At 64.3% G+C, this 13,738-nt stretch carries 7 protein-coding genes; 5 read left to right on the top strand and 2 right to left on the bottom strand.

Annotated features, from left to right (window positions below; translation table 11 throughout):
• The first annotated feature begins 255 nt into the window (after positions 1-255).
• From AB1286_RS13175 to AB1286_RS13165, 3 genes are all read left to right on the top strand, one after another.
• Complete coding sequence (locus tag AB1286_RS13175) at positions 256-2,280, top strand: sensor histidine kinase (RefSeq protein WP_430363703.1); 2,025 nt, start codon at positions 256-258, stop codon at positions 2,278-2,280.
• Entirely contained in the window at positions 2,277-3,641 is a 1,365-nt protein-coding gene (locus AB1286_RS13170) for a sigma-54-dependent transcriptional regulator (protein ID WP_430363702.1), read from the top strand. The genes AB1286_RS13175 and AB1286_RS13170 overlap by 4 nt, the downstream gene beginning before the upstream one ends.
• 262 nt (positions 3,642-3,903) lie before the next feature.
• Positions 3,904-5,160, top strand: coding sequence for an MFS transporter (locus tag AB1286_RS13165; protein ID WP_430363701.1), 1,257 nt, complete (start codon positions 3,904-3,906; stop codon positions 5,158-5,160).
• An 83-nt stretch (positions 5,161-5,243) separates the two neighbouring features.
• Here AB1286_RS13165 and argC read toward each other — a convergent pair whose 3' ends face one another.
• On the bottom strand, positions 5,244-6,170 hold the full coding sequence (gene argC, locus AB1286_RS13160; protein ID WP_430363700.1) for an N-acetyl-gamma-glutamyl-phosphate reductase: 927 nt from the start codon (positions 6,168-6,170) through the stop codon (positions 5,244-5,246).
• Positions 6,171-6,301: 131 nt separating this feature from the next.
• Here argC and AB1286_RS13155 point away from each other — a divergent pair, with 131 nt between their 5' ends.
• Positions 6,302-7,186 carry a LysR family transcriptional regulator gene (locus AB1286_RS13155; protein ID WP_430363699.1) on the top strand — a complete coding sequence of 295 codons (885 nt, stop codon included), beginning with the start codon at positions 6,302-6,304 and terminating at the stop codon, positions 7,184-7,186.
• A 63-nt stretch (positions 7,187-7,249) separates the two neighbouring features.
• On the opposite strand, the gene AB1286_RS13150 is transcribed toward AB1286_RS13155, so the two are convergent.
• Complete coding sequence (locus AB1286_RS13150) at positions 7,250-12,835, bottom strand: putative Ig domain-containing protein (RefSeq protein WP_430363698.1); 5,586 nt, start codon at positions 12,833-12,835, stop codon at positions 7,250-7,252.
• 459 nt (positions 12,836-13,294) lie between these two features.
• On the opposite strand from AB1286_RS13150, the gene AB1286_RS13145 reads away from it, so the two are divergent.
• A complete protein-coding gene (locus AB1286_RS13145; protein WP_430363697.1) occupies positions 13,295-13,723 on the top strand; it encodes a GNAT family N-acetyltransferase in 429 nt (142 codons plus the stop codon).
• Positions 13,724-13,738 lie beyond the last annotated feature (15 nt).

Below are 13,738 nucleotides of genomic sequence, written 5' to 3'. Positions count from 1 at the left end.
GGGGTTTTTGCAATTGTTGAGAGTTTTTGAAAGGTTATGAATTGATCGATAAGCGTCATCGCGTCCAAGACGCAATGGCCGATCAAGCCGACTAAATCGAGCCTAGCTTGACGGCCGAAACGCCGTACGGCTTCCAAGGGGTGCCCATCGGATACGCACTTCCAGCCGCCCCTGCTTACCCTCATCGCCGAGTCGCACCGGATTCGTTAAACTGCGCGCTTCCGGCAGTAGCCTCTTAGCCCGAAGCGCTTTTCCATGACTTCAGTCAGGCCCGGCGCGCCCTCGCCGCGACCGCTGCGTTGGCCGTTGCGCATCGTCTCGCACCTCCCGACTCCTTCCCAAACGGTGAAGGCGCTCGCGTTCGCCGCGCTCGTCGCGGCCGGTGCTTGGACGGCGTATCGCTACGCACAGCGCGCCGAAATCGGCGCGATCATCGAACGCGCGGCGCATCGGCTCGATGTCGACGAAAGCACGCTCAGAGGCGAGCTCACGCGCTACGACTACCTGCCGGCTTTGCTGAGTCTGAACCCCGACATCGCGGACCTGCTTCGCCATCCCACCGATCCGGTGCTGACCGCCCGCGTCAATCGCTATCTCGCGGACGTCACGACCGATTCGCAGGCCGCCGCGATCTATGTGCTCGACCTAAGCGGCACCACGCTTGCGGCTAGCAACTGGGATCAGCCCGTGAGTTTCGTCGGGCAGAATTTTTCGTATCGTCCGTATTTCATCGACGCCCTGCACAACGGCACCGGCCGTTTCTACGGCCTCGGATCGACGAGCCGTCTGCCCGGCTACTTCTACGCCGCGCGTATCGGCGCGGGCGGGCGCGAGCTCGGCGTCGTGGCCACCAAGATCAGCTTGGACTCGATGGAAGCGCTCTGGAAACGCGGCGACGAAACGGTGCTCGTCGCCGATGCCAACGGCGTCGTGTTTCTGTCGTCCTTCGCCGGCTGGAAATACCGCACGTTGCACCCGCTTTCCGCCGCCGCTCGTGCGCGCATCGATGCAAAACGCCAGTACGGCGGCCCCGGCGCACTCGCGGACATTGGGCTCGTATCGCGCCGCCGGCTCACGTCAAACGCAGAAATCGATTGCGTATCGCCGCCCAACTCGCTGCTCGGCGGCACCGCGCACGAGCAGCGCGCGATCGATTTCGTCGTCGTGAGCCGGACCGTGGCGGGCACCGATTGGCGCATCATGTCGTTGACCGATATCGCGCCGGCCCGCAAGAGCGCGCGCTACGCGGCGCTCGTCGCGGCGCTCGGCCTCTCGCTGGCCATGATCGGCACGCTCTACGTGTTGCAGCGGCGCCGTGCGATCGCACAGCGGCTTGCGATGCGCGAAACGCTGGAGCGGATGAACGACGAACTCGAGCGCAAGGTAGCGCGGCGCACAGGGGCGCTCGCGCGGGCCAACAAGAACCTGCGCAACGAGATCGTGCAGCACAAACGCACCGAAGCCACGCTGAAGGCGACACTCGAAGAACTCGTGCAAGCGGGCAAGATGGCGCTGATCGGTCAAATGTCCGCCGGCATCACACACGAACTCAATCAACCGCTCGCCGCGCTGCGCACGCTATCGGACAATGCGCTGCTGTTTCTGCAACGGGGGCGGCAACACGAGGCCGAGGACAACTTGCGCGTGATCGCCGGGCTCATCGAGCGCATGGGGAAGATCACGGCGCAATTGCGGCGCTTTTCGCGCAAGGCGCCGGCCGAACGCGTGCCGGTGGCAGTCGAACGCACGCTCGCCAATGCATTGTTTCTCGTCGAACCGCGGTTACGAAAGGAAGAGGTCGAGGTCGTGCGCGACCGAGACGACTCGGGGCGCGCGCAGACGGCGCTCATCGTCCTCGCCGATGCGAACCGTCTCGAACAAGTACTCGTGAACCTCCTGACCAATGCGCTCGATGCGATGCTTGGGTGCCCGGTGCGGAAACTCTCGATCGCCGTGCGAGCCGATGCCGAGGACGATACGTGGGTCGAAATCGTCGTCTCCGATACCGGCGCAGGCATCCTAGAGGCCGCGCGCGAACGGCTGTTCGAGCCGTTTTTCACGACCAAGCCGCCTGGGGCCGGCCTGGGGCTTGGCCTGGCCATCTCCGCGGGCATCATGCGCGAGCTCGGCGGCACGCTGAAAGCGGATGCCCCCGCCGCGGCCGGCGGCGCGTCGTTCATATTGCGTCTACGTCGCGCCCCGGGCGAGACGAGCGCCGAACACCCCCAATCCGATACGAACCGCGCCGGTCATGGCGCCGCCTACGAGGAACCGAGATGACGCACGCGCACAGCGAACACGATGGGCTCAAGGTCTTGCTCGTCGAGGACGAGCCGGCCGTCAGGCTCGGCGGCGTTCAGGCCTTGCAGCTGCGCGGTATCGACGTACAGGCGTTCGAGCGCGCCGAGCACGCGCTGCGGCAGATTCGCCTCGGCTTTCCGGGGATCGTCGTCACCGACGTGCGGTTACCGGGTATCGACGGATTCGCGCTGCTCGAACAGGTGCGGGCGATCGATGCCGATTTGCCCGTCATCCTCGTGACGGGCCACGGCGATATCTCCATGGCCGTCGAAGCGATGAAGCGCGGCGCCTACGATTTCATCGAAAAGCCGTTTTCGTCGGAGCATTTGGCGGACGTCGCGCAGCGCGCGCTCGATAAACGCCACCTCACGCTCGAACTCGATACGCTGCGGCGCCAAGTCAGCGCCCGCGATCGGATCGAGGCGAAGATCCTGGGCCAATCGCCGGCGATCAAGCAATTGCACCGCGTCATTCTCGATCTCGCAGATACGGACACGAACGTGCTCGTGCTCGGCGAAACCGGCGCCGGCAAGGAGGTCGTCGCGCGCGCCCTGCACGAAGCCGGCCGCCGGCGCAACGCGAACTTCGCCGCGATCAATTGCGCGGGCATCCCCGAGATGCTGTTCGAGAGCGAGGTGTTCGGCCACGAAGCGGGCTCCTTCACGGGCGCGATGAAGCGGCGCATCGGCAAACTCGAATACACGGACGGCGGTACGCTCTTTCTCGACGAAATCGAGACGATGCAGATGTCGTTGCAGGCGAAGTTTCTGCGCGTCTTGCAAGAGCGCGCGTTCGAACGCGTGGGATCGAACGAGTTGCTGCCGATGAATTGCCGGATCGTCGCCGGCACGAAAGCCGACTTGTTGGCGTTGGCGCGCGAGCAGCGGTTTCGCGACGACCTCTACTACCGGCTCGGTGTCGTCGTACTCGAAGTGCCGCCGCTGCGCGAGCGCCGCGAGGACATTCCGCTGCTATTCGAGCATTTCGTCTTGCAGGCGTCGGCCCGCTACGGCCGCCCGGTGCCCGAGGCGCCGAGCCCCGAGCAGATGCATACGTTGATGTCGCGACCGTGGCCCGGCAACGTGCGCGAGTTGCGCAACGTCGCCGAGCGTTTCACGCTGGGCTTGCTTGCCGATCTGAACGACGCCGACGATTCGATCGGCGCCGCCCCGCGTACGCTCGAGGAACAAGTGAACCGGTTCGAGCGGCATCTGATCGAAGAAGCGCTGCGGGCCTGCCAAGGCCGGGCCTCGCTCGCTTGCGAACGTTTAGGTCTGCCAAAGAAAACGCTCTACGACAAGATGCGCCGACTCTCGATCATGTCCGACGATTTTCGTTGAAGCGAAGGCGCGAGCCGGCTCACCCATCTGCACCCTCTAGGGTTTACGCGCACGCCGCACGTCACGATTTCCGCACAGCGATTGGCCTGCGCCGGGCGGTTTTCCGCGCAAGCGTCCAACATCGCGCCCTGCGAGCCTCGTTAAATCAAGGCATTAGCCACGACTAACGATTGGCACGGCTCCTGCGTTATCGAGCGCCACGGCGAAGGCGAAATGCCTCGCCCATCGCCACGACTACGATCAATCGACAGGAGACAGATTCATGGCTTGGACCAAGCAGCAGCGTAGCGTCGCCTTCGCCAGCTACCTAGGCTGGACACTCGACGCATTCGACTTCTTCCTCATGGTGTTCGTGCTCAAGGACATCGCCAAAGCGTTCGGCGCCGAGATGACGAGCGTCACGGTCGCGATCACCTTGACGCTTGCCTTGCGCCCGCTCGGCGCACTCATCTTCGGCCGGCTGGCCGACCGTTACGGGCGCCGCCCGGTATTGATGGCGAACATCGTGCTGTTCTCACTGCTCGATCTCGCTTCCGGCTTTGCCACGAGCCTCACGATGCTGCTCGTGCTGCGGAGCTTGTTCGGCGTCGCCATGGGCGGCGAGTGGGGCGTCGGCTCGGCGCTGACCATGGAGTCGATTCCGCCGAAATCGCGCGGCATCATGTCGGGGATCTTGCAGGCCGGCTACCCGTCGGGCTATCTGCTTGCATCGGTCGTGTTCGGCCTGCTGCACGACTCGATCGGCTGGCGCGGCATGTTCATGATCGGCGTGCTGCCCGCGCTGCTCGTGCTCTTCATCCGCCGCAACGTGCCCGAATCGCCGAGTTGGGAACGCGGGCAGCGCGCCGGCAACCGCCCGAGCATCCTCGCCGTGTTGGCACGGGAATGGAAGTTGGCCGTCTACATGATCGTCTTGATGACGGCGTTCAACTTCTTCAGCCATGGCACGCAGGACATGTACCCGACGTTCCTGCTCGTCCAGCACAAGTTCACGACGCACACGGTTAGCGTGATCGCGATCGTCTACAACATCGGCGCGATCATCGGCGGCATCGTGTTCGGTTCGCTGTCGGAGAAGATCGGGCGACGCAAGGCGATCGCGATCGCCGCGCTCATCGCGCTGCCGGTGCTGCCGCTGTGGGCTTTCGCGAGCGGCAGCGTAGCGCTCGCGATCGGCGCGTTCCTCATGCAGATTTCGGTACAGGGTGCCTGGGGCGTCATCCCGGCGCACTTGAACGAGATGTCGCCGCCCGAAGTGCGCGCTACGTTCCCGGGGCTCGTCTATCAACTCGGCAATCTGCTCGCATCGGCGAACGCCACGATTCAGGCTAGCATCGCACACCGCAACGGCGATAACTACGGGATGGCGATGGCGATCGTCGCCGGCACCGTCGCCGTGGTGATTTCGGTTCTGATCAGCCTGGGACGCGAGCATCGTGGCGTGCAGATCGATGCGGGTGAAGCAAACGCAGCGGATGCCGGACTCGGCCATACGAAAATCGCAGGTGCGGCCCACTAACGAGCGATTCGCTAGGCGCACGATATAGCGCAGAGGCGGCAATCGCATGGATGCGTTGCCGCCTTTTTTTCGCGCCGCTCGCGTTAAGCCGCCAACATCAAATCAAGATTCTGCACGGCCGCGCCGGACGCACCTTTACCCAGATTGTCGAAGACCGCGGACAGCAAAACCTGCCCGCGCTCCGCGTTGACGAAGACGCCCAGCCGCATGTCGTTCGTCCCGTTCAACGCCTGCGGATCGAGATGCGCCATCGCACGGGCATCGGCCAGCGGCATGACCTTAACGTGGCTCGTGCCCGAGTAGCGTTGCGCAAGACACGCATGCAGCCGCTCGCCATCCGTGCCCGGCGAGAGCAAACGCAATGCGATGGGGATCGTCAGAACGATGCCTTGCCGGTACGCCCCGTAGGCCGGCACGAAAAACGGACGATGCGCGAGGCCCGTATGCAATTCGATCTCGGGCGTGTGCTTGTGTTCGAGCCCAAGACCGTACACCTTGAACGGTGTCGCAATCGGCGCGTCGTTTGCTTCGTATTCGTCGATCGCCGCGCGCCCTCCGCCCGAATACCCGGAGATCGCATGAATCGTCACCGGATAGTCGCGCGGCAACCAACCCTCGTCGATCAGCGGACGTAGCAGCGCAATCGCCCCCGTCGGATAACAGCCGGGGTTCGTCACACGTTTCGCGCGCGCGATCCGCTGCGCCTGTCCTTCGTCCAATTCGGGTAACCCATACACCCATTGCGGCTGCGTGCGGTGCGCCGAACTCGCATCGATCGCGCGCACCTCGGGATTGCGGATATAACCGACGGCTTCACGCGCAGCCGCGTCGGGCAGACACAGAATGGCGATATCGCAATCGTTGATGGCCGCTTGCCGGCGATCCGGGTTCTTGCGCTCGTCGGCCGGCAGCGTCGCCAGACGTATATCGGTTCGGCCACGCAGGCGCTCGTGGATTTGCAACCCGGTCGTGCCCTGGTCGCCATCGATGAAAACCGTCGGAATACGCATGCGATCGCCCTCCTCGAATTCGATTTGCGGAAATGGAGCCCGTATCGTGCGCCCGCACCCATCGTATGAAAAGTTGAGTTTCATGACGCCGTGATTCATGATTTCTGAATCTTGCGACTACGGAGAAAGCAATGCGAGAGATCAGCTTGGACCGTTTGCGTACGCTCGTCGCAATCGCGGACCATGGTTCGTTCGCGGCCGCTGCGAACGTGCTCCATCTCGCGCCGCCGACGGTGAGCCTGCACATCGCCGAACTCGAAAGCCGTATCGGCACGCCGCTGCTCTCGCGCAAGCGCGGCAACGTACGCCCGTCGCCGACCGGCGAGGTCCTCGTCGAACGTGCGCGGCGGCTGCTCGCCGAAGTCGAAGCGACGCTCGACGATGTGAGCCGGCAAGTGCAGGGCCTCGCGGGCCGCGTGCGTTTAGGTGCCTCGACGGGCGCGATCGCGCATCTATTGCCGCAAGCGATTGCGCATCTGCGCGAGCATCATCCGGCCATCGACGTACAGATCGTCGTGCTTACCTCGCAAGAGACGCTGGCGCGCTTGGCCCAAGGTACGCTCGATGTCGGCATCGTCGCCTTGCCGCAATCGACGGTCGCGGGGCTCGCGATACGGCCGTGGCGGCGCGATCCGGTCATCGCGTTCTTACCCGCTGATTGGCCCTTGCCGGCCCGCGTCACGCCCGCTTGGCTCGCCACCCGGCCGCTGATCTTGAACGATGCGAATACGCGGCTATCGAGGCTGACGTCGGAATGGTTCGCGCTCGGCGGGTATCGGCCCACAGCGCGGATCGAATTGAATTACAACGACGCGATCAAGAGCTTGGTCGCCGCCGGCTATGGTGCGACGCTGCTGCCGCACGAGGCCGGTGCGCCGCCCTCGGATGCGCGCATCGCGATGCGACCGCTGCGTCCCGCGCTATGGCGCGAACTCGGGATCGCGCACAGAGCAGGCGACGTCGAGCGCGCGACCGGCCACGTGCTCGATGCCTTGTGGGCGCTCAAGGCGCGTTAGTGCTTGCGGGCGCGGGGACGCGGGGGCGTTCGCCCCGCCATCGCCTGCGGCGCCCATCGGCGCTTAGAACGCGGACGAGAACCAGACGCGCACGCCCTGGTCGAGACTGTGCGCGCCGAATAGCGCGTCGTACCCGAGCCCGAACAGCGTCGTGCCCGCCGCAAACTTCGCCCCGACACCGACCTGAGTCCGATTGCTACCGAACGGCGTTCCGGTCACGTAATAGGCGGGACCTGCGGATGCCAGATCCGCATAGGCGAGACCCGCCGTGCTTTGTCGCGCGAAATCATGTTGGAACTCGATCCGCGCGTACGGCAGGAGCACACCCCATCTCGTCGGTCGAGCGTACTCGGTGCGCAGGCCTAACGTGCCCGAGACCGTATCGACCGTTTGACCGAAATAGGTCAGCGCGTCGATGCCCGCGCCGTTTTCGGTGAATGCGTGCAGCGTCGCTCTCGTACCGGCGATGCGGCCGTAGGGTGAGACGAGCCAAGCGCTCGTGCGATGCTCATAGCCGGCCGTCAGCGAGGCGAACATTTCGTTGCCGCTGCGCTTACCGACCGCAAACGCGTTCATATCGCCCACCCAGCGCTGCGAATCGAAATTGAGCGTGCCGTAGCCGGCAACGCCATCGACGAACAACGTCGGTAGCGGACGATAGCTTGCATAGAGTGCGATGCTTATGGCGTCGCCCGTGCTAGTCGTACCGTCGCTGCCGATATCGCTGCGATCGTGTCCGTAGCCGATCCCCGCCCCGAACGTGAAATGCTCCGATAGGCGATAGTCCGCGCCGAGCGTAATCCCTCCCGTCGTAAAGCGGAATCCCGAACGCTGGGCACCCGGATTGGCGAAACCGAAATCGACCGTGCCTGCGTTCCAGAATGCCAACGCGGGCGCGTCGGTATTCGTTGTCGTCGCGTCGTACGCTGGTGCGCCGCCGGCCGCGCCGCTCGCACCGGTTTGCGTGTCCGACGCCCGGACGGCACCGCTTCGAAGCGTGTCCGGCGAGATACACCCGGACGCCGTCGCGAGCGCGCTCGGGCAGGGAAGCGGCGACGTGCCGGCCGGGCGGGCCGCCGTTGCTACGGAAATGCCCGTCGACAATCGCGAGCGTCCGCTGCCGTGAAGACTTTCGAGGCGCGCGCTGTAGTTGGCGATCTGCGCATCCGCGAAGCGGCGCGCCGCCTCGACCTGCGCGTTGATGAGGCCCACAACGTCGGGGTCGCTCGACGGATCGGCGCGCGGCGCAATCGCAACGTCGAGGACGGCGGGGTTGGAACTGCCCGATGCGTTGCTCAACGTATAGGCGATGACCGCCGTGCCCGCGAACGACGCCGCCGGCACGAAGCGGACGCTATAGGTACTGCCCGAGACCAGCGCCGCGTTGGCCTGCATGACGGCAGAGGCCGAAACGACGGTCGCCGCGGGTGCCGAGACAATCGTTGCGACACCCGCCGATGCCGGCGTGACCGAGACGATCACCGCCCCGGTGAACGGCCCGCCCGACGCGCCATCGGTGATATCGACCGTGGCGGTGGTGGCAGCCGCGACGTTCACCTGGCGCTGCGGCGGCACCGCGGGCAGCGCCACCTTCATTGTCACCGTATAGCTTTGCGTGGCGCTCGCGTTATTGGCATCCGTCACGCGCAGTGTGAAGGTGGTGCTGCCGGACGCAGTCGGCTTGCCCGTCAATGCACCGCTCGAAGCAAGTGCTAGCCCTGCTGGCAGCGAGCCCGAAGACAACGCAAACGTGTACGGTGCTACCCCCGCGTTCGCGGTCAGCGTTTGACTATAGGCTGCGCCTACCACGCCGTCCGGCAGTGTCGCCGTGCCGATGACGAGCGTCCCGGCAACCGTCACGGTGTAGCGCTGCATCGCCGTCATCGCATTCGCATCTTTGACTTGCACGGTGAACGCCGTGCTGCCGCTCGTTGCAGGCATACCCGACAGCACGCCGCCGCTCGTCAGCGAGAGGCCCGAGGGCAACGTGCCCGAAGCTACGCTGAACGTGTATGGCGCCGAGCCGCCGCTTGCAACGATCGTCTGGCTATAAGCGACGCCGACTTCCGCGTTGGGCAAGCCGGTGATGCCGATGACCGGACCGCCCGCGATCACAACGGTGTAGCTTAGCGACGAGGTGGCACCGTTTGCATCTTTGACTTGCACCGCGAATGCCGCGTTGCCGCCCGTCGTCGGCGTACCCGAAAGGGTCCCGCCGCTCGTCAGCGACAAGCCCGCCGGCAAACTGCCCGACGACACGCTGAACGTGTACGGCGCCGCGCCGGCGCTCGCAGTGAGCGTTTGGCTATATCCGACACCCACTTCGCCGCCCGGTAACGTCCTCGTACCGATGACAGGTCCTGCCGTTACCGCGACCGTGTAGCTTTGCGTCGCGCTGTTGTTGCTCGCATCGTTGACCTGTACGGTGAAAGTCGCGCTGCCGCTCGTCGTCGGCGTGCCCGAAATCGTGCCCGCACTTGTTATCGATAAACCTGCCGGCAAGGCACCCGATGAGATGCCGAACCGATACGGCGCCGTCCCGCCGCTCACGGCGAGCGTTTGGCTGTAGCCGACGCCGACTTCGCCCGAAGGCAAGCTGGACGTACCGATGACCGGCCCTGCGACCACGGAGACCGCATAGCTTTGCGTTGCCGTCGCACCGTTCGCATCGCGCACTTGGACCGTGAAAGCGGCGTTGCCGCTTGACGTCGGCGTGCCCGTCAATGCACCGCCGGTTGTCAGGGACAAGCCGGCCGGCAGCACGCCCGACGACAGGCTGAATACATACGGCGCTAAGCCGCCGCTTACGCTGAGCGTCGCGCTGTAGGCAATGCCGATCTCGCCGCCGGGCAAGCTCGTCACGCCGATGGTCGGCGCAGCGCGGACCGCGATCGTGTAGCTTTGCGTCGCCGTGGCTCCGTTCGCATCCTTGAGTTGGACCGCGAATGTCGCGCTGCCGGCTGCCGTCGGCGTGCCGGTAAGCGCGCCGCCGCTTGCAAGCGATAGCCCCGCCGGCAAACTGCCCGACGACACGCTGAACGTGTAGGGCGCTACGCCGGCACTAGCGCTGAGCGTCTGGCTATAGCCGACGCCGACTTCGCCACCGGGTAACGTCGTGGTGCCGATGATCGGCCCTGCCGTTACGGAAATGGTGTAGCTCTGTATTGCCGTGTTGTTGTTGGCATCCTTAACTTGCACCGTGAACGACGCGCTTCCGTTCGTCAGCGGCGTGCCGGAGAGCGCGCCGCCGCTCGACATCGAGAGCCCCGCCGGCAACGCGCCCGACGAGACTGTGAAGGCGTAGGGCCCGGTGCCCCCGTTCGCGCCGATCGTTTGGCTGTAGCTCACGCCGACTTCGGCGGCAGGCAACGTGGTGGGGCTGACGACAGGACCGGCGACCATCGAGATGGTGTAGCTTTGCGTCGCCGTCGCACCGTTCGCATCGCGTACGTGCACCGTGAAAGCGGCGTTCCCGCTTGCGCTCGGCGTGCCCGACAATGTGCCGCCGCTCGCGAGCGACAAGCCGGCCGGCAGCGTACCGGACGATACGGCAAACGTGTACGGCGCCGCGCCGCCGCTCACGCTGAGCGTCTGACTGTAGGCCACGCCGACTTCACCGCCGGGCAGGCTCGCCGTCGCGATACTCGGTCCGGCGCCGACCGCGACGGTATAGCTTTGCGTCGCTGTCACGTTGTTCGCGTCCTTGAGCTGAACGGAGAACGTGACATTGCCGCCTGCGCTCGGCGTGCCAGACAAGACGCCGGCGCTCGATAAAGTTACGCCCGACGGCAGACTGCCCGACGACAGACTGAACGTATAGGGCGCGACGCCGCCGCTCGCGTTGATCGTTTGGTTATAGGCAGCGCCGACCTCGGCTGCTGCCAACGTGACGGTTCCGATCGCGGGTGCCGCCGCGATGGTCAACGCGAAACCTTGCGTCGCCGTATTGTTGTTCCCATCCCTGACTTGCACGGTGAAGTTCGAACTGCCGCTCGCCGTCGGGATCCCCGAAAGCGTACCGCCGCTCGTCAACGTGACGCCAGCCGGCAAGCTGCCCGACACGACGCTGAACGTATAAGGGCCCGTGCTGCCGCCCGCGGTGATCGTCTGGTTATAGGTCGCGCCGATCTCGCCGTTCGCGAGCGTGCTCGTGGAAATCGAAGGCATATTGGCGGCCACGCTGAGCGAGTAGGTGGCAGTTCCCGTATATGGCCCGCTGCCGCCGCTGCTATCGGTGGCGGTAACGGTGAAACTGAAGTTGCCGGACACCGTCGGCGTGCCGCTCAGTAAGCCAGCGCTCGACAAGGCAAGGCCGCTGGGCAGGCTGCCGCCCGTGATCGCATAGGTGTAAGGCGCAGTGCCGCCGCTGGCGGCGATCGTCCTGCTATAGCTGGAACCTTGCGTGGCACCGGGCAGCGATGAAGGCGTGACGGCGATCGAAGGTGCACCGACGACGATGCCGGAATAGTAGGTTTGCGTCACGATCGTGCCGGCCGCGTCCGTGAGCTTGATCGTGAACGCGTAGCTGCCGCTCGATGTGGGCGTGCCCGATATCACGCCGCCGCTGCTCAGACTTAGACCCGGCGGCCAGTTGCCCGACACGACCGCAAACGTATAGGGCGCGTTGCCGCCACTTGCAGCGATCGCCTGGTTATAGCTCGCGCCCACTGTCGCGCTCGACAGCGAACTCGTCGTAATCACCGGCGTGGCGGGAGTAAGCGACAGCGTATAGCTCGTGCTCGTCGAGAAGGGGCCTGTACCGGTAGTGCTATCCGTCGCTTTGACCGTGAAATTGAACGTGCCGTATGCGGTGGGCGTACCCGCAAGCAGGCCGCCGCTGAGCGTCATACCGCTCGGTAACGCGCCGCTCGTGACCGCATACGTGTAAGGGGCCGTGCCGCCGCTGGCCGAAAGCGACTGACTATAACCACTGTTTTGCGTGCCGCTCGGCAGGGATGCGGGCGTTAGCGTCAGCGTGGGCGCCGCGACCGAAAATCCCGAGTACGTTTTGGTGACGACGGTATTGGCCGCATCCGTGACCGACACCGTGAACGAAAATGTCCCCGCCGCGGTAGGCGTGCCCGAGAGAAGACCTCCGCTTGAGAGACCGAGTCCCGCCGGCAACGCCCCCGACGAGACCGCGAACCGATAGGGCGGCGTGCCGCCGCGGGCACCGATTGTCTGCGAGTACGTGCCCCCGATCGCGGTGTTCGCCACGGTGTTCGTCGTAATCGATAGCGGCTGAAGGACCGTAATGATGACGACATGCCCTGTCCCCGTGTAAGCATCGGTCCAATAGAAGTTATCCGAGGAGTAACCGTCACCGTTGTTCGTATAGGTCAAAGTCGTGTCGGCGAACTGACCGTTGGCCGTGACGGTACCGTGCACCGTCGAGGCCGTAATCCCAGCGCCCGTTCCCGGGTCCGGCACATTGTTCACGGTTGTTGCACCCTGGTTGTAGGTACATGTCGAGGTGTCGTAGCTGAAGCTGGCGCCGGACATCACCGTGAAGTTGGTTTGGCAAGTGTCTGCCTGGGCTCGCCCCGCCGCCAAGCCCAGGCAGACCAACAGCAGAGCCGAGAGCCATCCGGTTTTTAGGCGGACCATGCGGCCGAAGACCGGCCATTCCCATCCACGCAATTTCCGCATACACCCCTACCCGTCTTCTTATCGGACTGCTTTGCCCGGTTTATTTAATGTCAGACAATTCGTATCGCGCGCTCTGATCGGTCTGTGTTGATGTGCGCCGTATGTCATTCGCCATAACCGATCGCGAGGCAAAGCGCCGCCCTGCCCGCATTCTCGTTTTCCGAAAAGCAGGCAATGTCCTTCGCTTGAGAAAGATGGGCTGCGCTAGGTGCCAAACCCAATGACGTACCGTGGCGACGTGGATAGATTGAATACGTCGCCCTCGGAACGGGAGCACGCACAGGCGATTTTTCCGCCGACGCGCCTCGCCCCGCATCGAATCCGATGCGCGACGCCGGCGCAATTTAGCTTATTTAACGAATGCGTTTTTTACAGTTTGTGCAGAGATAACTTATGCTCACCCCTCGCCTACTATCCCGCGATTCGGCAAGCGATGCGGCTCAGGTCCTAAGCGTCTTCATGCAAGCCGCTTCTTATATACAGTTGGTGGAAGGACGCGCTCCGTCGGGCTTCGACGTCGACGATTTTTTCGAAGGGATGCCGCCGGGAAAAACCGCCGTCGACAAATTCACGATTGGGCTATTCGCGGATGACGATATCGTCGGATGCGCCGACGTGATCCGCGCCTACCCCGACAGCGCATGTGCGTTCATCGGATTGCTACTTTTCGCGGAAACGCACCAAGGCCGTGGCTACGGCAAGGCCGCACTTGGTCTGATCGACGAGATGGTGCGGCGATGGGGTTGTACGCGAATGCGGCTCGCTGTCGTTTCCAGCAATCGGAGAGCGTTTTCGTTTTGGCAACGAGAAGGGTTCGAAACGCTCTACCGAGTCAACAATGAGAGATTCCTCGGCGAACTCATTGTCATGGAGCGCCCCCTCGCGTAGCAATCGCCCCTGTCA

The sequence above is a fragment of the Trinickia sp. NRRL B-1857 genome (genome assembly GCF_050470685.1).
Classification (GTDB): domain Bacteria; phylum Pseudomonadota; class Gammaproteobacteria; order Burkholderiales; family Burkholderiaceae; genus Trinickia.
The sequence above is the reverse complement of the archived record's forward strand: the minus strand, read 5'-3'. Positions and strand labels throughout refer to the sequence as shown.

What these genes read in the sequence shown, in the direction of transcription:
- AB1286_RS13175 (WP_430363703.1), top strand. Translation starts at nt 256, where the DNA reads ATGACTTCAGTCAGGCCCGGCGCGCCCTCGCCGCGACCGCTGCGTTGG.
- AB1286_RS13170 (WP_430363702.1), top strand. Translation starts at nt 2,277, where the DNA reads ATGACGCACGCGCACAGCGAACACGATGGGCTCAAGGTCTTGCTCGTC.
- AB1286_RS13165 (WP_430363701.1), top strand. Translation starts at nt 3,904, where the DNA reads ATGGCTTGGACCAAGCAGCAGCGTAGCGTCGCCTTCGCCAGCTACCTA.
- argC (WP_430363700.1), bottom strand. Translation starts at nt 6,170, where the DNA reads ATGCGTATTCCGACGGTTTTCATCGATGGCGACCAGGGCACGACCGGG.
- AB1286_RS13155 (WP_430363699.1), top strand. Translation starts at nt 6,302, where the DNA reads ATGCGAGAGATCAGCTTGGACCGTTTGCGTACGCTCGTCGCAATCGCG.
- AB1286_RS13150 (WP_430363698.1), bottom strand. Translation starts at nt 12,835, where the DNA reads ATGCGGAAATTGCGTGGATGGGAATGGCCGGTCTTCGGCCGCATGGTC.
- AB1286_RS13145 (WP_430363697.1), top strand. Translation starts at nt 13,295, where the DNA reads ATGCAAGCCGCTTCTTATATACAGTTGGTGGAAGGACGCGCTCCGTCG.